Annotated in this window: 10 protein-coding genes and 2 pseudogenes; 4 read left to right on the top strand and 8 right to left on the bottom strand. The window is 64.4% G+C overall.

The genetic code is table 11. The features are described 5' to 3' along the window. Window positions 1-439 precede the first annotated feature (439 nt). The 3 genes from P3W85_RS32350 to P3W85_RS32340 form a co-directional block, all read right to left on the bottom strand. Window positions 440-586, bottom strand: a complete 147-nt coding sequence (locus P3W85_RS32350) for an H-NS family nucleoid-associated regulatory protein (RefSeq protein WP_430869665.1) — start codon at window positions 584-586, stop codon at window positions 440-442. A 263-nt stretch (window positions 587-849) separates the two neighbouring features. Beyond that, window positions 850-1,596 (bottom strand): site-specific integrase, encoded by a 747-nt coding sequence (locus tag P3W85_RS32345; protein WP_276267759.1) that lies wholly within the window; start codon window positions 1,594-1,596, stop codon window positions 850-852. A gap of 9 nt (window positions 1,597-1,605) precedes the next feature. Beyond that, complete coding sequence (locus tag P3W85_RS32340) at window positions 1,606-1,812, bottom strand: hypothetical protein (protein WP_276267758.1); 207 nt, start codon at window positions 1,810-1,812, stop codon at window positions 1,606-1,608. Between the two features lie 263 nt (window positions 1,813-2,075). On the opposite strand from P3W85_RS32340, the pseudogene P3W85_RS32335 reads away from it, so the two are divergent. Further along, window positions 2,076-2,306 (top strand): annotated as a pseudogene (locus tag P3W85_RS32335) (plasmid pRiA4b ORF-3 family protein); the annotation flags it as partial. A 298-nt stretch (window positions 2,307-2,604) separates the two neighbouring features. Here the strand turns inward: P3W85_RS32335 and P3W85_RS32330 are convergent. Continuing rightward, window positions 2,605-3,054 (bottom strand): hypothetical protein, encoded by a 450-nt coding sequence (locus P3W85_RS32330; protein ID WP_276267757.1) that lies wholly within the window; start codon window positions 3,052-3,054, stop codon window positions 2,605-2,607. A 137-nt stretch (window positions 3,055-3,191) separates the two neighbouring features. Between P3W85_RS32330 and P3W85_RS32325 the strand changes: the two genes are divergently transcribed. Continuing rightward, a complete protein-coding gene (locus tag P3W85_RS32325; RefSeq protein WP_276267756.1) occupies window positions 3,192-4,142 on the top strand; it encodes a LysR family transcriptional regulator in 951 nt (316 codons plus the stop codon). A gap of 275 nt (window positions 4,143-4,417) precedes the next feature. Here the strand turns inward: P3W85_RS32325 and P3W85_RS32320 are convergent, their stop codons facing one another. Continuing rightward, window positions 4,418-5,425 carry a LysR family transcriptional regulator gene (locus P3W85_RS32320; RefSeq protein WP_276267755.1) on the bottom strand — a complete coding sequence of 336 codons (1,008 nt, stop codon included), beginning with the start codon at window positions 5,423-5,425 and terminating at the stop codon, window positions 4,418-4,420. A gap of 122 nt (window positions 5,426-5,547) precedes the next feature. On the opposite strand from P3W85_RS32320, the gene P3W85_RS32315 reads away from it, so the two are divergent. Beyond that, the gene (locus P3W85_RS32315) at window positions 5,548-6,522 is read left to right on the top strand and encodes a Bug family tripartite tricarboxylate transporter substrate binding protein (protein ID WP_276267754.1); all 975 of its coding nucleotides are present in this window, start codon (window positions 5,548-5,550) and stop codon (window positions 6,520-6,522) included. A 7-nt stretch (window positions 6,523-6,529) separates the two neighbouring features. Continuing rightward, a complete protein-coding gene (locus P3W85_RS32310; protein WP_276267753.1) occupies window positions 6,530-7,573 on the top strand; it encodes a methyltransferase in 1,044 nt (347 codons plus the stop codon). A 290-nt stretch (window positions 7,574-7,863) separates the two neighbouring features. Here the strand turns inward: P3W85_RS32310 and P3W85_RS32305 are convergent. From P3W85_RS32305 to P3W85_RS32295, 3 genes and pseudogenes are all read right to left on the bottom strand, one after another. Beyond that, window positions 7,864-7,989 (bottom strand): annotated as a pseudogene (locus P3W85_RS32305) (H-NS family nucleoid-associated regulatory protein); the annotation flags it as partial. A 208-nt stretch (window positions 7,990-8,197) separates the two neighbouring features. Next, the gene (locus P3W85_RS32300) at window positions 8,198-8,851 is read right to left on the bottom strand and encodes an RNA polymerase sigma factor (RefSeq protein ID WP_276267752.1); all 654 of its coding nucleotides are present in this window, start codon (window positions 8,849-8,851) and stop codon (window positions 8,198-8,200) included. 206 nt (window positions 8,852-9,057) lie between these two features. After that, a complete protein-coding gene (locus tag P3W85_RS32295; RefSeq protein WP_276267751.1) occupies window positions 9,058-21,807 on the bottom strand; it encodes a filamentous haemagglutinin family protein in 12,750 nt (4,249 codons plus the stop codon). Between the last annotated feature and the right edge of the window lie 30 nt (window positions 21,808-21,837).

Below are 21,837 nucleotides of genomic sequence, written 5' to 3'. Positions count from 1 at the left end.
CTTCTGGCATGTATATACTCGTCTAACGCCGAGCCGGCTTAGCCGAGCCCTGACAAAAATGGCGGCACACGTTGACCGCCGCGCGTTGCGCAAACATCCGCGCACACCCAAGGCCCCGAAGAAGAAAGATTATGTTGCCGGCTGCGAGGCACGACGTCATGTCTCTACCATGCGCGCCCCCAAGGCTGGACGTGTCGTTTTATCACCTTGAAAGGGGCGGGCCTCTCTCTACATTGCCCCGGTCTCGGGTACCTGCCCCACACACACGATCCGTGCGTTACGGCATGCGCCGCTGCCGCGCAGCGATCAGTTGACCGCGCGCAGACCTAGCAGAGGCGCTTGATCTGCGGGCACAGCGTGATGGCTGCCAGCCCCGCCTGCGCACTTAAGCGGGCGCCCCTGTTCCACAGCGCCTCTTGGCCCGGTCGGTCGCGTAACGTCAACCCACGCGGAAATGCTCCGCCGACTGCCCCGCATTGACGGCCCGCTGCAACCACGCCGGCATCTCGCCCTGCCAGCCCCATTTCTGCCCTTCGGCGTTGCGGTAGGTGCGCGCCGGCTCGGGAGCCAGCGGCGGTGGCGCCACGACGGCAAAACAGCCGGATGCCTGCAGCGAACCTGGATGTCTCTTTCTCTTGTCCTCTCGACTGACTCAAAAGGAGTCGGATGCCACTGGGACTTTCCCTCCTAGCAGAGACCGTTTGACGCGTCTCGGGCTGCCGTATTTCACAAAGAATTCATAAATCGTGACGCCGCGGCCTCCAGCCAGGTCGTGCCGCGAGCTGGCCACCCGCGACGTTCCGGCGCGAGCGCGGATACCCCCGGGGATCTTTCTGAACCCCACGCCCGTCACTCGGACTCCGTTTGTACCAAAAACCGCTTGAGCGATGCCATGCGCCGCGCATCCTCGGTCGTCACGTAGCGGGTGGTCGTGGCGAGCGAGTCATGGCCGGCATTCTGCTGCATCACCTCGATCGGCACGCCGGCCACCAGCCCATGCGAGATGTGCGTGTGCCGCAGCCAGTGCGTGCTGGCCGCGGCGAGCCGCTCGGCACCGCGTGCGTCCACCAGCGTCAGCTCGCGCGCGCAGGCCTGGAAGAAGCGCTTGACCTGCCGGTAGAGCGTGCCGGGCTGCAGCGGTGCGGCCGCGCCGGCACCGGCGAATTTCAACCAGGGCGCACGCGCCGCCGTGTCGGTCGCGTGGACAAGCAAGGCCACCGGCTCGCGCTGGTCGCGCGGATCGGCCGCGAAGCCTCGCGCGACCAGGTACTGGCTCAGCGCCGCCACCACCCGGTTCGGCACGGGCACCCGCCGCACCTTGCTATGCTTGTGCTTGCCCAGCATCGTCAGCCACCATCCCTCTTCCCGCTCGCGCGTGCCCGGGTGGGGCAGGCTCACCCATTCCAAATCCGACGTGGTCAGCGACACCGTCTCGGACAGGCGCAAGCCTGTGCTATACGGCAGAGGCAGCACCACCTGCAGGTGCCGGTTGGCCGAGCTCGGCTCCAAGGCTGCCAGCCGGCTCGTGACAAAGGCCCATTGCGCCTCTCTCAGGCCGCGGCCCGTGTCCATCTCCGGCTTGGCGATCTTCGGCACCTGGATGCCCTACAAGGGATTGCCGGCGAGGTAGTTTTTGTCGTTGAGGTAGCGGTACAGGTTGGCCAGCACGCCGACGGCGTAGCTCTGGGCGCGCGGATCGAGCGGCCCCTCGAACAGGCCCCAGACCGGGCTCCAGCGCTCGCGCGAGCGCGGGGCGCACCAGTCCGTCGGCGGCGGCGCCAGGAACTCGCAGTAGGTGCACTGTCTATTCATCGGCCCCTGTTTACCAGTTGCGCGTCGAACTGCTGTATCTGAAACCGGCGATCTGGCGACGAATCCTGGGTCAATCAAGCTCCCGAAACTGCACGGCGTATTGCCGTGGACCATGGGCTGGTGGGGGAGCACCTGCATGCACTCATTCTCGGCCATACCAATTACGGAGTTCCGGATTCCGACTTTCCGAGCGATCCACCGATCGTGGAATAAGCGAGTCTCCCTGGTCAAGTCGCTGGGCGCGCTGAAGTCGTTTTACCTACATCTACGACTATGGCGATAACTGGCAGCATCGCGTGAAGATCGAGAAGGTCCTGCCGCCTGATCCTGGATTACGCTCGCCGCTGTGCCTGGCCGGCCGAAACGCCTGTCCGCCAGAAAACGTCGGCGGTGGTCCGGGATGCCTCGATTTCCTCGAAGCGATCAACGATCCATCGCACGACGAACATCAGCAGATGCTCGAGTGGTGCGGTGGCAGTTTCGATCCCGACGCCTTTGATCTGAATGCCATCAATCGGCGGCTCTCCGAAATCAAGTCAATGCGGCCTCCAAATGCCGCTTACCGATCATGTTCAGACAGATGCGTTTCACTCGAATCGGTCCTTGACGCGAGATGCCCGGCCCCGGGGCTTGCGCCGGGCCGAGACGACGCGAACGGCAAGCGGCTCAGAGCCGCCCCGGGAAGATGCCTGGGTGCAGATCATGTAGATCAAGCCGCGCGTTGTCGCCGCGCGCCCGGCGGCAAGCCATCCGACTCAAGAAAGGCTGGCGTCTCACTGGCGCACTCCCTCCTTACTGGCATTGCTGCTTGTACTCGATGCGAATGGCGTGGAAGGGCCTATCGCCGGTGTTCTCGATGGCGTGCTCGGCCTGAGCCGGCAACCGGACCATCAGAGGGAGTTCGACCGACTGCTGCCCCTGTACGACCGACTGGAACACCTTGCCGTCCTTGTCGTAGTTAACGTAGGGTGGACGCGAGTCAACCACCATCACGCTTGGCCAGCGGTGGTGATGTGAAATCTCGCGTTCGCCTGGAAGTACCGTCACCTCGAGCACACGCATGTTTGCCGTTTCGTAGATGACCTTGTGATTCCTGGGGGCGGCTGTCACCGCTTCGCGGTCTGCTGCCCACGATGCAGCGTCGCTTAGGCCGGCACACATTGCGGTTGTCTGGGCTAAGCCGTTCGTCGCGATCATCGCGCCAGCCAAGGCCGCGATCGCGGCACACCATGGTTTTGTCATCGCGCTTCTCCTGTGGGGGTCAAAGTCTTTAGGCAGCATAGGTGGTGTGCCTGGCGGCGTCGAGCCGCTTGGCCGAATTTCAGTCGTGCGCTATTCTCACGAATCCCCACTCCCTCGCGTGGGACAAGGAGTTCGCATTGGATCGCACCCATCGCCTCCAGATGCTGGTCCACGTGGCCAACAGCGGTAGCTTCGCCGCGGCTGCACGCCTCATGGACTTGACGCCATCGGCGCTCAGCCGCGGCATTGCCGGTCTAGAAGGCGAACTGAAGTTCCGGTTGTTCAACCGGACGACGCGCGAGCTCAAACTCACCCAGGAAGGCGCCGAGGTTTATCGCCGGGCCGTGGACATACTGACTCGCATGGCTGCACTGGACAAGGATTTGGTGCATAAGCAAGGGCGGATCGGTGGCGTCGTGCGTGTGGGCGTGCAGGCTCCCCTGGCCCGCCACGTGCTGATGCCCAGACTAGCCAGGTTGCATGATCTTCATCCCGATCTTTGCATCGAAACGCGGCTGACGCAGGATCCGCGCGACATGCAGTCCGAGAACCTCGACGTGTTGCTGCATGTCGGCGCCCCGCCTCCGTCGCGGCTCGTGGCGCAGCGGCTGGGCCAGGGCCGACCGGCAGCCTATGCTTCACCGGACTACGTGCGCCGTTTTGGCGAACTGTCGCACCCCGCCGACCTAGTGAATCATCGCTGCCTGCTGTTTCGCATGCCTTGGGCGGCCGGTCCCCTGAACCACTGGACCTTCGAACGCGATGGCCACCGCGAGGCGGTGCATGTGCGTCCTGCGCTCGCGACTCCGGATCGCGAAGCGCTGCTGGTGGCGGCGCAGGCAGGCGCCGGCATCATCTACATGGCCTGCTTCGATCCGGCGGTCCTCAGCTCCGGCCGGCTCATTCGCCTGCTGCCGCAATGGTCATGTCCGCCGAGCTTCGACATTCATCTGCTCTACAGACGTGGCGCGGTTAGCGTGCCACGGGTGGCAGCCTTCCTGCGCTTCGCGCGCGAGGCCTTTTCTGATTTCGATCCGCAGGAGATCACAGTGCTCCATGCCGATAGGGCAAGGATGTCCGTTGGATAGAATAGGGCTTTCTTGCAGGCTCAGGTCACCTCAATCGACAGTGATCGCTGCACGCCGGATCAGATCCCGCCACACGGGTGTCGTGCGCCGGATGGTGTCGGTCATGGCTTCGCCGCTGCCAGGCTCCACGATCCGGCCCCGCGGCTGCCACTGGGGGCTCCTAAAGGGCGGGCCGGCAGCCCCCTACGAACGGATTTTCGCGGGCGCGAAATCGATGGGCAGCTCCGATGCCGCGACGGACTGTGGCACCTTACGCGGTCTTGAGAACCGGGGGCTCAGCCAACTTCGCCGCCGTGCGTATGCGAGGCGCGAAGGCGCTTCGCCTTGAGCCATCGTGGCGTCGCAGTCGACGGCGCATGCTGCTCGCGCTGCTGCTCGATCTCAAGGAAGACCTGGGTCACGAAGTCCATGAAGAGACGCACCCGGGGAATGCGCCGCACGCTGGGCGGATATAGCAGATTGACCGGCGGGACCTCGGTCTGTTCCCAGTCGACCAGGGCCGGTACCAGCGCGCCACTCGCGATCTCGCGGCCCGGGCGCTTGTGCCAGTCCAGCAGCCGAGCCACGCCGCCACCGGCCAGGGCGACATCGCGAACCATGTCGCGATGGGCGTTGTCCACCACCAGCCAGCCTCGCGCGGAAACCGACACGCGCTCCTCGCCGCGTTTGAAGTGCCAGAGATCCATCACGGTGCCGGTATTGCCGCGAATGCACAAGCAGTTGTGCCGCTCAAGCTCGCTCGGGTGGCGGGGCATGCCGTGCCTGGCCCAATAGGACGGCGCGGCACAGACCACGAAGCTTGTGGCGCCGATATGACGCTGCACCAGATCGCCGGCTTCCGGCCAGCCCATGATCAGGAAGACGTCAACGCCGCGCGTCTGCTCCACTGTCACACGCATGAAATAGCGCACGTCCAGTTCGATGTCTGGGTACATGGACCGGAAACGCGGCAGGGCCGCTGTCAGGCATTCCTGAGCGATGACGGGTTGGATGCCGACAACGACGGTTCCCCTGGCCTGCGAAGTTGCGGTAACCACCTGTTCGTCGGCCGCCGCGAGTTGCGCGAGCGCCGGCCGGCAAGCCTCCAGGTAGTGCCGGCCAGCCGCCGTCAGCGCCAGTCCGCGCGCGTGCCGCTCGAACAGGGGAATCCCTACATGGCGTTCCAGCGTGGCAATGAGCTTGGCCACGGCAGCAACGCTGACACCATGCCTGCGCGCCGCGCCGGCAAAACTCCCTGCCTCGGCCGCGGCGACGAAGTAGTGCAAGGAACGCAGCTTGTCCATTGGGCTTCCTTTCAGCATCAACTTTCAGTTGATGGGCGCGGCAACCCGTGCAGTATTTCACTTTCCGATCCGGGCGCATAGAGTGACTGGCAACGCAGGGCATCGGAATAAGGGGAGTAGTCATGGATATCACGCGCCGCCATTGGATGCTGGCAATCGCCGGCATGGTACTGCCTTCGTTCGGATCCGCGCAGAGCGCCTCATGGCCGAGCCGACCCATTCGCCTGCTCGCCGGCGGCGTGGGCGGCGTCACGGATATCCGGGCGCGCTGGCTCGGCGAACGGCTGGGCCACGCGCTTGGCCAGCCTGTGGTGGTGGAGAACTACGCGGGCGCTGGCGGGATGGTTGGGGCGGAACAGGTCGCGCGCAGCGCGCCGGACGGCTACACGCTGCTGCTGACCCATCAGGGCATCGCCACGATCAACCCTCACCTGTATGCGCGCGTGGGCTACGACCCGCTCAAGGACTTCGCTCCCGTCACGCGCTTCGGCTATGGGTCATTGCTGCTGGCCGTGCCCGCCAGCCTGCCCGTATCCAACGTGGCGGAACTGATCCAGTTCGCCAAGGCCAATCCCGGCAAGCTCAACTACGGCTCGCCGGGCATCGGCACGCCACCGCACCTGGCAAGTGAACTGTTCAGGCGCATGGCCGGTATCGATGTGACCCATGTCCCCTACAAAGGCGGCGGCGCACTGCTTGCGGCGCTGCTTGGCGGCCAGATCACCTGGTCGATGGACGGCCTTACCGTTCAGGTTCCGCACGTCAGGTCCGGCCGGCTGCGTGCGCTCGGCGTCACCGGCACGCAGCGCGCGAGCGTCCTGCCCGACGTGCCGACCATCGCGCAGGCCGGCCTTCCCGGCTACGAGTTCTCCGGCTGGACCGGTATCGCCGCGCCAGCGGGAACGCCGCAGCCGGTCATCGCCCGGCTGTACGCGGAGATCACGCGGATTTCGGCGAGCAGCGAGGCACGCGAGTGGTTTGCAGCCAATGGTGCTGAGCCCGGCGCACTATCTCCGGACGCATTCGGCGATTACATCCGCTCGGAGTACGTCCGCTGGGGCAAGGTCATCCACGACGCTGGCATTAAGGCGGAGTAAGCGAACCATGGACATCGAAGCCGGCCTTCGTGCGCAACTGCTATCGCAAATCAACGCCAGCTGGATGACGGGTGCCGTTCATGCGGCATGCCGGCTCCGCATTCCCGAGCACCTGATGCCCGGGCCGCGTAGCGTTACGGCGCTGGCGGCAGCCAGTGCCTGTCACCCGTCCTCGCTGTGGCGCCTGCTGCGCGCCCTGGTGTCGCTCAATCTGTGTAGCGAAGGCGACGACGGTGCGTTCGCGTTGACGCAAGCCGGCGCGCTGCTGCTGGAAGATCATCCGCGGTCGTTGCGTGCGTGGGCCATGCTGTGCGGCAGTGTGCACTTGACAAGATGGGGCGAGCTCGACGAATGCGTGCGCAGCGGCCTTAGCTATCACGTCCGGCACGCTGGAGAAGACAACTTCATTCACCTCAATGGCAATGCCGAGGGTGCCACGCTCTTCAACCGGGCGATGATCGAACTGACCCGCAGCGTAGCCGAGGACCTGTTGCGCGCGGTGGACCTCGGCCATGCGCGCCGCGTCGTCGATGTGGGTGGCGGCTCAGGGGCCCTGCTGTCGGCCGTGCTCGTCGCGTATCCGGCGGCGACCGGCGTGCTGTTCGACCTCGCGCACGCCATCGGCAGTGCCGGCGCGGAGATGGCGCGTGCCGGCGTTGCCCGTCGTTGCGAGCTGGTGGCCGGCAGCTTCTTCGACGACGCGGTACCCGCAGGGGGCGACGTCTATCTACTCAAGAGCGTGCTGCACAATTGGGACGACGTCCGATGCGCGCATTTGCTCGGCAATTGCCATCGCGCCATGCCGCCCGGTGCCAGGCTGTTGGTGGTGGAACGGATCGTTCCCGACCGCCTAGGCCAGTCGGAGCGCGATCGGTCTATCTGTCGTTCTGACCTGAACATGCTGAGCGCCCTGAGCGGCCGCGAGCGGCGAGAAGCCGAGTTCCAGGTACTGCTTGCCCAGGCCGGACTGACGGTCGCATCCGTGACGGCAACGGCTGGCGAGTTCTCGGTGATCGACGCCATTGCTGACGAACTGGCAAGCGAGCCGTAGCCCGATCGCGATCTTAGTCATCTGCCAGAGGGGCGACACCAGCCAGCACTCGCTGTGGACGTGGATCACTTGGCTGGGGGCCAACGCAACCATGGCGGTATGCTGTATGAATACAACGGGCGGACCATCGACAAGGCGATCGCCGTCAAGGTGGGGAACGCGGCCATGTGCCTGATCACCACCGTTGTCATCGTCTATTATCGACTTTGACTCGCCTGATGCCTTGCCTGCGCCCCCGCACGGTCGGCCTTGTTCCACAGCCTCCTCTTGGCCCGGCGGTTCGCGTAGCGTCATCCCAACCGGAAATGCTCCGCCGACTGCCCCGCATTGACGGCCCGCTGCAACCAGGCCGGCATCTCGCCCTGCCCGTCCCATTTCTGCCCTTCGGCGTTGCGGTAGGTGCGCGTCGGCTCGGGGAGTCAGCCCGCCCCCCAGGTCGGTCAAGGTGCGTCGATAGTCGGGAGCAGCCTTCAACAGCCACTGTGCAGGCCTTCATGCAAGCGGGGTCGCGGGACCATCTTCCGTCAAGAATGGGCCGCGCTTGTCGACATCGGTTGCTCGATTAGCCGGACAAGGCGAAACATGGCCTTCGCAAAACACTGCCAGATTACGGGTCTCCAGCGATCATCCTGAAGCCCTTGCGGACGGCGCTTTCATTCGTCGCGGTGGCAGGCTGCGCCGAGGGGCGTTGACTCCAACCGCCACGCTCCGATCTGTTCCCTGCACACAATAGTCCAGCGCCTGGCGCAGGAGCGTGTCCACACGGCGCCTCGACAGGCGATGAGAAGTCGCCACTTGCTGCCGGGTCTGCTCTTCGAGCCGCAATGCAACCAGGACAGCCCTATGGCGATTGGGCAAGCGCTCCAGCGCATCGGAGACCGCTGCGAGATCGGAGCGGGCTTCGACAATGGTAGCCGGGCCAGGAGCGCCGTCGGCGATGAACGCCAGCTCGCTGTCGGCGTCGCCAGCGTATTGCCACGATCGATTGGCGCGCACGCGGTCCACTGCCTGGTTGCAGGCCACCCGGTAGACATAAGCTTCAGGACTCTGAACCGTCGTCATGACTGCCATCTCGCCCAGCCGCAGCCACGCATCGTGCAAACACTCTCTGGCCAGATCGGGACAGCTCAGATGGCGCACCAGCCTGCGCCGCAGGTGGTCGTAATTTGCGGCAAGAAAGTCTTGCAATACGGTGCGGCGCTGCGCGTCATTTGACGATCCGTTTGCCGCTTCGTCGCCAACAGGTCCTTTCGGGTCAGACAGGATGTTCGTATCCATGACAGATCTACCTCGGTGTTCGTTAGCGTTGGTCCCAACCGTATCGACGGAACCTGGACGCAGGCACCGCCGCGCAAGCAGCAGGGTGTTGGCTTGGGGAGACGCGTTGCAGAACAACTGGCCATAGCCGAATGCTGGGCAAAGCGCTCCCCGCGCTGTTCCCGCCAATCGGGGGAACAGACCAGAAACACTGCGTTGGAATCGAATTAGCGGCTCTGCAGCGCTCGACGTTCTTCCTCAGTCAGCCGAGCCACCTGCTTGGGATCGAACTGCCTTCCATTGCCGACGAGTTGCAGGAGATTCGACGAGTCATAGCGAACAGCTCCGGACTGGCGCCCACTCGAAGACGGAGGCGCGCTCCTATCGCCGTCCTCCATCACCTCATTGCCGAAACCCAGCACCCGCACCGTGAAAATCGACGGCAAGTTCTGACGGGCCTCGGCACGCGCCCGCTGCACCGTGTCCTGCGCAGCCGTGGCCGCCGCACTGGCTGCCGCGCTGGCGTTGGTCAAGGCCCCCACATTCACTGCAGCCACCGTCGGAATGCCAGTCGCCTTGCCTTGCACCTGCACGTTGGCTGCATTCACGACCTGCAAGGCAGCGAAGTTCACGTTGCCCGAGACCCGAATGCCCGCCTCGCCCGCATCGATGGTGCCTAGCGGCGCAGTCAGGTCGATATCGCCTGGCGGCACTTCGGGAATCGGGTTCAAGGTCGCAATCCCCGCTCCCGTGCTGGGCACCACCGGCGACAGTCGCACATTGCCGTAGGCGTCGTACTCGCGCTTGGGCGGAGTGTAGACCAGCGTGGTTTTCGAACCCCGGCCCGCATTGATGTCGCCCTCTGCCGACCACGCCTGGATGTAGCCGCCGAAAGTGGTCATGATCCGGCTCTGGCCCAACAGGATGCTGTCCAGCGAGTACATCTGGATGTTGCCCGAGCCCAGGGTGATGACACCCGGCGTACCCAGCTTGGCCGGCGGTGCTTCGCCTTCCCGGCCATAGGTCTGCGCCCCGCCTGGTGTGAGCACCTGGATGTCGCCGCCAAACTGAGTCTGGATGCCGGCATCGCCGTGGACCAGCACGTCGCCCTTGTAGGCAATTGGCCGGCCCTTCTCGTCAACGTTGGGGAACAGCCCGGCGACGGCTTGGCGACCACGCAGGTAGCTGGCCGCACGCGGGCCACTGGCATCGGTGTATTCGCGGCCAGAGGCTTTTAGTTCGGCGAAGTAGACCTGACGCACGAAGACACGCTGCTGCTCGGACGGCAAGGTCATGAAGTATGCCTGCGCTTCGTCCCTCCTTCCGGCAAAGCCGAAGCGCGCGGTCAGCCATTCAGCCAGATCACGCTCGTAGGTCTTTGCGACCTTACCCGCCTGTTCAGCTAGCGCCAGGCCAGATTCGGCCTGATTGACCGGGTCCAGGTAGCGCTGGGCGAAGCCAGCGTAATTGGCACCGTGCTCGCCCAAGCCTGCCGACACGGTGATGCCTGCGCCGCCGGCGCGGCCACCGTCCTTGCCTGCGGCGGCCCCGATCGGGCCAATGCTGTTAAGCGCCGCCTTGTCTTCTTGCAGCAGGTTCCGGCCAGCAGTCACCTCCAACAGACCGGGGCCGGCGATGTTGAAGTTGCTGTACAGAATGTCTCGACCGGCGGAGATCACCGAGATGTCGGTGTCGGATCCGTTGACGATGAGGTTGCTGGACATCCTCGTCATATCTCCGGAACTTGCAGCGCCATTGCTCATCTCAGCGGGTGCGGACAACAATACGCCCAAGGGGTTGCCTGCATTGATGATGTCGCGTCCCGCCATGATGCGCACCGGCCCCCCCTCGTACCAGGTCTGCCCTGCGCGAGGACCGCCATTGAACTTCAGAATCGAACCGGTGCGCAGGCCCACGATATCGCCCTCGACGGCGTAGAAGCGCGCCGGCCACGCGACCGCCTCGCCGTCGGCGGCACTGTTCGGCCCGAAGGTAAACAAGGGATAGCGGATCAAGCTACTGCTGCCCGGAAGATACGGCGCAATACCGTCGCCGCTATCGTTGCGCGTGGCAATGCTCCAAGAACGACCGTCGGAACTCAGGTGGCTCAAACCGATGAAACCGGGCTTGAACGGCGTCGCCATGGCCGAGGGCTGGGCACCGGATTGGCTCACGGCCATGCCTGCCGCATAGATCGAGTCGCCCGCCAGGAACTCCAGTTGCCCCTTGCCCGACGCCGATGGCGCCAGCAGCAGCCCATAGGGCAAATCAACCGTCCCCGGAAGACCCGCCGCGTTGCCATAGTAGAAGCTGCCGCTCGCCGCGACTGCGCGCAGGATCGACGGATACAGGTACCGGCCATCGCTGGGGAGGTAGTTCGACATTCCGGACTGCGTCAGCGCCTGACCGTCCGCTGGTGTCGTGATGGGCGTCAAGTTGCCGCCGGCGGAGAACAAGTCGATGGCTGTGCGATCCGTCCACAGCGAGAACCAGCTCAGGCCGCCTTCGTAAGGTATGCCGTTCTTGCTGAACGGCGTGGCATTGCTCTGGGGTACGCGCCCTGGGTCGCCCGCTGCCGCCAGCACCAGGTCCCCGCGTGTGTTCAGGCTGACGGTGGCGTCGCCCGGCATCACAACCCACCCGCCCGTGGCGTACCCGCTACCTGCCGTGAAGGGATCGAAGGCACGCTTATCGTACGGATGCAAGCCTTGGATCTCACCCTCAGCGGCCTTGTAGCGCAGATCCACGCCACCAATGGCGCCCGTTTCGATGCGGACATTCCCGCGCAAGTTGACCAGCACACCATCGAGATCCGGTGCATCGACACTGTGGTAGCTGATTTTGGTGCTGCGTGCCTCGGCGTTCGGATTGGCATAGCCGCTCACGCGCACGTCCATGTCACCGCCGCCGGTCAGGACCAACTTGCCATCGGGTCCGACCCGGCCGGTGCTGCCGACCGCGAGTACCAACCCTTGACTTCGCGTGCCGACCTGCCCCGGATACTGACCAGCATTGAGCCCACGAACATCGATCGTGCCAAGGCTGCCGCCCGCATCGACCGTCAAGTTTCCGCCGCCCAGTGTCCCTATGCCGACGAAGCCGGCCTGGTAGGCCATGGGGTTGGATAAGTTATAGGTTTGGTTATAAGGCGTTTGCGCCGCGTAAGTACCAAAGTTGATCCACCATGCGGTAGGTGTGCTGCCACCGCCCTGACGCCACAGCCAGTTGCCTACGCCGGAACTGGCGAGCGAGCTCGGATATCCATCCAGCGTTTTCAGCGAAGCCCAGTTGTCGCCGGTGACGTCGCCACCGGTGCGCAGCAGCAGGTTGCCGCCCTGCTCAGGGTACCAAGCCTGATAGAGGCTCTGGGTCCCGCCATCGACCAGGGATTCGAACTTGCTGTTCTTCTGACCCAGCACAGTGCCAGAAGTGTCTCCCAATGTCTTGCCGCGCGGCTGGTTGTATGGGTCCGGGCCGCTCTGTACGAGCGAGGCCGAGGGCGTTCCGGCGGTGTAGACACCGTAGGGAGAATCGATATGAAAACTGCCTGCGGCAACCAGGTCCAGATCGCCGGTGCCTGTACGCAACACGCTCAAGGCTGGACTATTTGGGGTGGTTGTAGCGACCGGCTCGCCAAAGGTTTTTTTGATGACGTAGTACGGATCGTCAATGAGTCCCGATTCCGTTAGCAAACCTATCCATTCGTCATCGATCTGAGTTCCACGTGGCAAGCCAACCTCGTCGGCACCAGCATCGGTCCAGAACAAGACGCCTGGAGCCTCGTAGCGTACCCCGTAGTGCGTATCTGCCAAACGGACATTGCCCGCTTGGGCTTGCTGTCTTCTAGTCATCCGGGTGCCGGCCGCCGCCGTATCAGCCCCGCCCACCAGCCGCATCGACCACGATTGCGATCCTTCTGGCAGCATCTTCGCCACTGCCCAGTTTGCACCCTGGCGACCGCCCACCGGCGTGCGCAACTGGACGCTGGTCACGCCGACGGGAAGTGCAACCACCGTATCCGAAGGAATCAACGCCCCCATGGGAAGCAACACATTGGCAGCCAGGTTCCACAGCACCTCCTGGCTGGCGCCATATCCATTGCCGGGCAAGGCCACACCGCTGGGCCAAGTCAAGGATTGAATCTGGAGGCTCTGCGGTACGACCGTGCCCGCCCCCAGTTTCGCACCCGGCTGTAGGATCACAGGCTCACCTAGCAACGTGCCCGCCTTGTACAACACGACATTCGCCGCATCGAGCACGTCCCCGGAAAGCACCGTCCCCGCCGCTAGGGTTAGCGTCTGGTTCAGGGTCGCCGTCACTGGCAGGCGAACACCCTTGGCGATCTGCCCAGCCAGCAACGGGACATCGTAGTTCAGCACCACGCCGGGCCGGAACTGCGTGCCGGCGGCCAGCGTCACGACATTGCCTTCGGGCACCACCAGTTCGCCGCCGAAAGGGATCTTGCCAGCGTTCAACAACCAACCATTGGTATCCTGGGTGGTGTCTGGCGGCGCAAAGCCGTCATTGATGCTGCCGTAGATGTCCAGGTTGCCTCCCGCGCGCAGGACCAGCGAGCCGGGTTCGCCCGAGCCGTAGATCGCTGTCTTCTGCGCATGCGGATTGACGCTGGCATAGCGGTAGCCCGACAGGTCCAGGTCGCCCTGCACGACAAGGTCGCCGTCCCCCGTCTTGCTGACGATCTCCACGCCTGGCCGCAGATGGAACGCATCCTCGTAGCGGCGCAAGCCTGCCAGCCGGGTCTGCAGGCCGTTGTCGTTGCCAAGCAGGTTCGCCATGAAGGCTTGGCTGTCGTCGTTCTTTGCGTCAAGGTAGGCTTGGTTGATCACTTGGTACGGCCGCCCGCTGGCGGCCGGTCCTGTGCCGTAGGCAGCATCATCGTAGCGCTGCACGCCGCTGACGGCGATGGAGCGCGCACCGCGGATGTCCAGGTTGCCCGCCACATCGATGGCGATATCGTTACCTCGGGCTCCGCCCACACGCTGCGCATTCATTTCCAGCGTGCCGCGTGCCCGGCCGTCGTTTTGGCCAGGCTGGGTACCGACTGCCACGTCCGTACCGTGGCGCAGGTCGATGACTGCGCCATCCAGCAGCGCCAGTCGGCCGCTGCGGGCGTTCAATTCGACGATGGCCCGGTTCGGACTGTCGATGATCTTGCCATAGCTGTCCACCCGCAACCGGGCGCCATGGGCATCGAGCACCGAACCACCCTGCAAGGTCAGACTGTCTCGCGCGGCCAGGCGGATGCTGCCCACCTGCGCGCCGCTGGCGTCGATGGTACCGGCAACGGTCAGGCTGCCGCCATCCACCGAGATTTCGATCTCACGCGCCTTGACCTCGCTGCCGATGCTCAAGCTACCCTGCTTGGTCTGGAAACGGCGGGCGCCGAACACGCCGCCTTCATTCAAGCGCTGGTTCAGTGCCGCGAAGTTCTCGATGCGCTGGCCGCGCAGTTCGACGGTAGCCGCGTCGTAGGGCACGTAGGTACCGCCCGCATCGAACTCACCGCTGGCACTGCCAAGGAGCTTTCCCTGCAGATCGATCACGCCCGCGCCAGCATCGAGTGCCGAGGCTTTGAGGACACCGGCCCGGTTATGCGCGGCCGACAGGTCAATGGTTGCTCCTGCTGCCTGGGTGATGTTGCCCAGCTCGCTTAGCAAGACGACATCGCCGCCCCAGCTGTATTTGATGATGTCGTTGAAGGCCACTGCACGGCCGGCCATATCGATGCTTGCGCCGTCTTGCAGGGCAACATCCTGAGTTGCCGCGAGCGTGAGCTTGCCGCTGGGCAGCGCGATGGTGGTATCGACCGCGATGCGGTCGGCCGTGAGGGAGAGTTCCGCGCCCAATGCACCGGAACCTGCTGCAGGCGGACTGGCACCTGCGGGCGCTCTGGCCGTAATAGCACCGCCGGCCGCCAGGTGGTTGATAGAGCCCGCCTCGCCGGTCAATAGCGGCGTGACCAAATGCAGGTTGCCGCCGCTGTACTGGTAGCCCTTGCCGGCCACGTAATCTCCTTGGCTCCGATAGACCATCAAGTGGCCCTTGTGGTTGGCCGTGATGCGATCGCTGGCATTGAGTGTGACATCGGCAAAACCCAATGCTAGCCGGCCGTGGTCGCCCAACGTGTCAGGTTGCGAGAACGGTCCGTAGCCAAACTCGATGCGCTTGGCGTTGATCTGCAGCGCGCCGCTGCCGCTACCTGCGCCGCCGGCAACGACGGCGCCGGGGTCGCTGGTAGCACCATTCCAGACCAGTGTGCCAGTATCGATGCGTGCCACATCGCCCACCGCGCCGTAGCCGTAGATGGCTGGGGTGCTCAGGATCAGTCGCTCGATGTGGGATCGTCCAGTCACCAAGTCCAGGGTGTTGAGGCTAGTCGTGCCGAAAAAATTGAATGAATTGCCGGCCGTCAGCTCCAGTTCCTCCAGTGCGGGAGCGCCCTTGCTGGTGTCACCCCTAACTAGTCGTCCCAGCAGGTCCTGGGATAGCATCAGACCGGATGGCAGTATGCCGCGCGCGGTAGCATCGACTAGACCTTGGTCGCTGCCGATGTTGACGGTGGGCAGCCCCAGCACCAGACGGCGAGTGCCAAGACGGGTGTCAGCGCCGAGTGCAAATTGGTCTTGCGCCGCGACGACGATGCTACCCTCCGAATATAGCCTGGCCGGGCTGGCGCAGGGCGCTTGGGCGCAAGTGCCGATCTGGATGTTGCCCAATGGGAAGTCGGACGATGGCGAGAGCATCTGCAATCGGCCGTTGGATACCGCCAACACGTTCATCGCGACAGGAGCATAGACAAAGCCATCCGTCGCGTCGAAGCCTCCCTTGCCGCGCCCCACGGTGTTGATCGACGCGCCCGGTTCAATCGTGATCAGGTTCGTGCTGACCAGGAAAACCTCCGGTACGGACAGCGTGGCCCCCTCACGCAACACGATCTCACTGGCAGAGGCGTGCCTGAAGCCGGCGTAGTTGGCCCCCTTATGGGTACCTTCCGCGTCCGTGTAGTCGATCTGGTAGCCACCACCGATCATCACCCGCACGGCACCCACCGCATTGATGTCGTCAACATAGTAGGCCGAGTAGTTCGCGGCTGGTTTCGCGCCTGCGGCGAGCAATTCAATGCGTGACGCGCCACCGCTGAGCACGAGGGAGCCACCGAATCCCCCAGTGGCTGGCGCGAACCGGCCCGTGCCTTCGAACGAAAACGCAGTTTCGGCGTCCTTCTGACTCGGATAGGTGAGCATGAACGTCTTGCCGTCGGCTGGAAGCTCAGGCCGCGGCACACTGGCGCGTACGGCATCGGCAACGGCAAAGTCGGCGTAGCTGGTCTCGTTGTACTGTGAGTAGCTACGCAACAGATGGGCAGGCGTCAGGATGATCTCCGAGGGCCACGCATCCCGAATCGCTGTATTTGCAGTGCCGAGTTGGGCCGACACGGCGTAGGAGCCATTGCGCAAGATGCGAGCGCCATTCGGTGCATTCGATGCGGCCAGGCCATTGACCTCGACCCGGAAGGCGCCTGGCAGCAAGGCATAGGTGGATGGCATCAGTGTGTAGATGCCTGCCGGCAGGCCGGGCACGCCAGCGCCGATGGTGACCTGGCGGCCGATCTGCGGATCGACCGCACCGCGTTCGGCAGCCACCGGTGCATAACGTGGCTGCGCGCCGGGTACCAGCGCATAGACCGGATTGGTATCCAGCCCTGGCAACTTGAATCCGCCGTTAGTGCCGATCTGAATCAGTGGTACGTAGCGTGCGTCGGTAGACCCGCCGCGCCCGGACACGAAGCCCGCGCCAGTCAGCTCGCCACCGCCGGACAGGTCCAACACGGCGCCCGCCTCGACGCGAATGGACTGCCCACCCAGCGTCAACACACTGCCCGAAGAGTCCTGCCCTAGGTTCGGGGAGCCCACGCCGGCGAAGGCCACGCCCTTGTCGTTGTAGGTGTAGCGCACGCCGTCGACTGTGCCGCCATACGGCATGATCAGCCCTGCGGCGCTGACGGACGTCGTGCTACCGGGCAACAGGTTGACCCGGTTGGTGATACCCCCGCTGCCAAAATAGCCCAGGCTTTCGTTGAATGTCCCAATCATCAATTGACCCAGAGGAGCCCGCACGATCCCTCCCTGATTGATCGTCGCCGCACCAAGTGTCAATCGGCCAAAGACCGAATAAGGCAGGGCGGGATTAGCATCGCCGCTACGGCTAATGGTCAGGGTGCGGGTGGGATCGTATTTGTAGGTGCGGGAATATTGAGTTCTCTCCTCGCCATAGCCTGCTAATACCATGGCCTGCGCGTGGGTTGTCGGGTACAGTTGTGCCGCCGTCAACGTCAGGTTCCCCGGTGTCAGCAATTCAGTGGAGGCCGTGCTGCCCCCCGCACTGAGCCCCACGCTTTTGAGGAAACGGATGTCGCCGCCGCTGACCAGCTCAGTTTCTTCGAAGCCGCGCCAATCGAAGTTCGCCGCCCCGCCCGGGGTGCTGCGCAGTCCATTGATGACGCCACTGGCACCTATCGTGACGCTGTTGCGCACATCAATCAGGTCGCCCGCGATGCGTAGTTGCGCCTGAGTGCCCCGCTTTGACGCGCCACCCAACACCGTGAAGTGCATGTAGTAGGGCGTCTCGGCCATAAGATTGGAGGGCCCGGCCAGACGCACATACGGCGCGGACAAATCTACACGCGCATCACCGGCAGAACTCTGGGACAACGCCAGCGAGCCCGCGTAAAGTTGCAGGCTCTGTCGCAATGCCAGCGATACATTGCCGTCGAAACTGATGATGCCGTTACTCAACAACGCAACATTGTCGAAGCCGCCTGCCTGGATGCGATCCACGCCCAGGCGGCCGGCGCCGTAGTGCATGGCGTCGCTCAGGACGCCAGGCCTCAGGTCAGCGCCCAGCACGCTGCCGCCTTGAGCCTGTGCCACGATCAGTTCGCGCGGCGTGAGCACCCTGTCATTCACATTCGAATTAGGGGGAAGCGTGCCATCCCAGGAGGGGTAGTATGGTCCGTACTCGGGTGCCTCGATCGCCATTGACAGCGTGCCGCCAGCCGCACCGGCGCCGCCAGCGCGGGCGCGCAGATCGCCATCCACATATAGGCCGTGATAGGACACCAGCGCGATACTGCCGCCGTTGCTGGCCACCGTGGTTCGGCCGCTCCCGGGGACATCCAGCTCCGCCTGCGCACCCGATGCATCCAGCACGGCTCCCGGACGGACGATCACGAAGGCTTCCGGCGCCTTGCCGGTGACAGCCTTGGTGCTGCCGGTGTCGTGATCGATCTGTCCGCCGATCACGATGCTACCGCCGTCAGGAACCAAGCCGTAGGAGCGGCCGTAGGCGTCGATCGCGGTGGCGGGGCGTGCTGCTGCGTCCAGGCGGGCATGCTCGCCGATCCAGATCGAGCGACCACTTGCAATGCCGGAGGCACCGATCTGAGCCGCCGGCTTGTATTGGCTCAAGCGAATCTCACCGCCCCAAGCGTTGAGGGTACCGTCGACCGTGAGCTGGTTCAGGCTACCGATCTCGATGGACTGGCCGGGATCGACGTTGATGACCGCGCCGGCATCGACCTGAGCGACAAGGCCGGGCCGTAAAGCCATGCTGGCCACCGAGTCTCCAGCGCGCAGCGCCAGGCTGGCGCCAGCGCGCCGGGTCAGTTTCGCGGCCTGCGGATCTTCCAGGTACAGTGGCGGCAACCAGGTCTGCATCGCCTGGGCCGGGTTCAGGCCGGTGGGTCGCTGCCAGGCATCCGCGTTCGGTAGGAAAACGGGTCGCGCCACGTCGAGTGTGGTGCCCGCGGCCACTGTCATTCCACCCAAGCCCGTGACTTGGTATCTGGCGAAGCCTTTCTGGAACCAGTCCGCGCCAAGCTTCAGCGCAGTGTCGCTTTCTCCTCCGATCTGGACTTCCTGACCGGTGACGGACGTCAGCGTGCCGGCCCCGGACATGCCGTAGCCGCGCAGGTCTGCGCCGAGCACCAATTGTCCCAGGCTGCCGCTGGCGAAAGCCTTGCCGGCCCGCAGGACCGGGCTGTTGGTGACCAGCTCCACATCGCCGCCCTTGCCGCCAGCAATCTTGCTGTTAGCCAGCACCACTGCCCCCGAGGACACATCGATCAGGCTGCCTTGCCCCAGCACGATGTCGCCGTCACGGCTTTGGCGCAATGTGACCTTGCCGCCGTTCACATAGCCCAGGCCAGCCTGTGCCTCGGGTTCGGTGATCAGGTTGGTCCACAGCCCGCGCGCATCCAGCGTCGCGCCTTCGGCCACGGCGATGCCGGGCCTCGTGGTAGGCTGCGCGCCAGGTTCCGCGGGCGGATCAATTGGCAACGTCGCGATGATCGTGTCGACGAGGAGCTGTGTCGGGATTGTCGGCGTCGCGGCCGTCAACGTGCGAATCGTGTTGTTGGCCGTGATCGTGCCGCTGCGCGCCGTCAGATCGGCATTGACCGCCACCTGCCCACCATACAGATTGATGGCGCCCCCGGGTGCGACCGCCAATGCATCAGCTACCACGATGTCCTTGCTCGCCACCGTGATGCCGCCCAGTCCGAATCTGTTCAATCGATCCGTGTTCAGGTAGAGCGCAGCCTTTCGGTCTTCTGGCAGTTCGTCCGCCAAGGCCAGGCCGTTCGCTACATCAGGCGTCTTCGCGTCGAAGACGATCTTGTCCTGCGTGACGCCGAGGTTGTAGTACAGTTCCCCGGCCTTCACATCGAACACCGGGTCATAACGCCCCACGATCAACTGTCCTGGCCTTGCCACGGCGTTCTGCGACTGCTTGTAGCTGTCCACCAGGTCCGCATGCGCCTGGGTCTGGCGCGGGCCTTGGTAGACCTTGGCCTCAATATCGCCTTCCAGAATGGCCGAGGTCGTCGAGACCACCAGCCGGCCCGCATCACGGCCCGCGGTGTAGCCGCTCTCCAACCTGCGCTGCGGTCCTATCAGTGGGTTGTAGAAGTACGCCGTGGCCTTCTCACCCCAGCGGGCGTGCTTGTCCTCAAAACCCTTGTACAAACCTGCGTAGAGAATGTCACCTGGGGCTTTCGAGACTTCATGCAGCTGGCCATCCGGCCCCTTGAGCCAACTCTGGTTGATGAAGCCGGTCTGCACCTCCAGCGTGCCGCCCGAGAGGTTGATGCGCGAGCCTTGCTGCGTGATGACCTCGTTGCCGGCGAACTGCACCGTGCCGCCCTGCGCGGCCCACTCGCCATAGTCGTGACCCATAGTGCCAAGGTAGCCGCCGACCTCCAGCAAGCCACCCGAGGTGTACCAGCGTGCGTTGGCATAGCCACCGACACCGGGGGCCACGTAGACCAGCGAACGCCGGTCGATCCACAGGTCGGTGTTGTTGAGGCGTTTGCCGTCGCGATTGTTGGGCACATCGCGCTGCTCGTTGCCCTGGACATTGATCCTGATGTTGTTCGATTCCATCGCGACCTGCACACCCACGGCGCCCGAGACGTCGATGTCGGCGTTCTTGGCGACCAGGGTGCGCTTGCCTGCGGCGACGGCCACCTGGCCACCGGTGGCCAGCGTGAGCGAATCGCCCTGGAAGTCGACGGTCCCGCCCGAAACGATCTCCACGCGCGAGAGGTCGCGTCGGTCGGCCAAGGTGCTCAGGTTGTCGAAAGTCTTGCCCAGCGCCGTCAAGGGATCGTCGTTGAACTGCGAGTAGCTGTTCTCGCCGGTCTGGTTCCTGATCAACGCATCGCGCTGGGCATCCAGCGCCGTAGCGCTGCGGGAGTCCACCAGCACGGCGGTGACGCTGCGGGGCGAGAGCGTGACGCTGCTGGCCTGGTCGCTGGCGGAGTTCAGCAGGTGGATGGTGCCGCGCCCATTGACGGAGGACGTCGACAGCACAACGCCGTCCTGCTTGACTTGGTGCCCGGCCAAGGTGACGTCGCCGGTCGAAGCATAGATGAGGCCGCTGTTGGAAACCGTGCCCGCAGTGCTGTCTGGCTCGATGGTGCCAAGGCTGGGCGCAACCTCATTGCCTCGCGCACTGGAATTCTGGTTGCCGTTGGTGCCCACGCCCTTGCGGATGACAAAGCTGTCGCCCGCTGCCAGGGCGGCCTGGCCGTTGGCCGTGGTGAGGGCGCCGGCGTTGTGCACCTCGCGCCCCAATAGCAATACGTAGCCGCCGCCTTCGGTGACTGTGGTCGGCAAGCGCGTCGTGATCTGTGCACCGGGCTTGACTTCGACCTTGCCCTGGGCGTCGGTGAAGCTGGGCGTGAAGTCGCTGCCGGTCTGAGCACTGTACAATCCGTTCTTCTGGAACTGGTCATTGCTGATGTTGGCGGCAGCGGCCACCAGGTTGCGCGTGTCGATCTGGCTGCTGCCGCTGAAAACGATGCCGTTACGGTTGGCGATGAGCACGGTGCCATCGCCCTTGATCTGCCCCTGAATTTGACTCGGGCGGGCATTGGGGTCGTTGACGCGGTTCAGGACTGCCCAGTCCTTTTGCTGCTGGAAAGCGACCGTGGTGTTCTTGCCGACGTTGAAGGTTTCCCAGTTCAGGATGGCCTTGTCGGCGGTCTGCTGGATTCCCACCGTAGTTCTGCCTTCGGCCACTGTCTGCATCGGCGCGTTGGCGTTGAGCCAGCCCTTGGTCAGACTGTCGGCGTCGACCTTCAGGCCGCCTTCGGCCAGGCCATCGGGCACCGACGGATCGTTCCGGGCGGCCTGGCGCGCAGCGGCCTGCCAGGCTTGTTGGGCCGCGATGGACTGCGCCGCCACTCCCAGGTTGTTGATCGAGCGTTGCAGTTGCGCATTGGCTTGTTGCTGTTGCAGCGACGGACTGTTCAGGCTCGATACCGGTTGGCCGTTGGGCAACCTGCCGGTTTGCGCCGCCGTGTTCTGCACCGCGCCCTTGGCAGCGAACCACGCGCCACTGAACGCCTGCTGCGCATGAGCATCGACGACCATGCCGCTAACTGCCAGCGTCATTGCGGCAGCGCGTGCAATCGGTGCCACGCG

Origin of the sequence: Cupriavidus basilensis (assembly GCF_029335485.1) — a bacterium.
Lineage (GTDB): Bacteria > Pseudomonadota > Gammaproteobacteria > Burkholderiales > Burkholderiaceae > Cupriavidus > Cupriavidus basilensis_E.
This window is presented reverse-complemented; position numbering and strand designations above follow the sequence as displayed.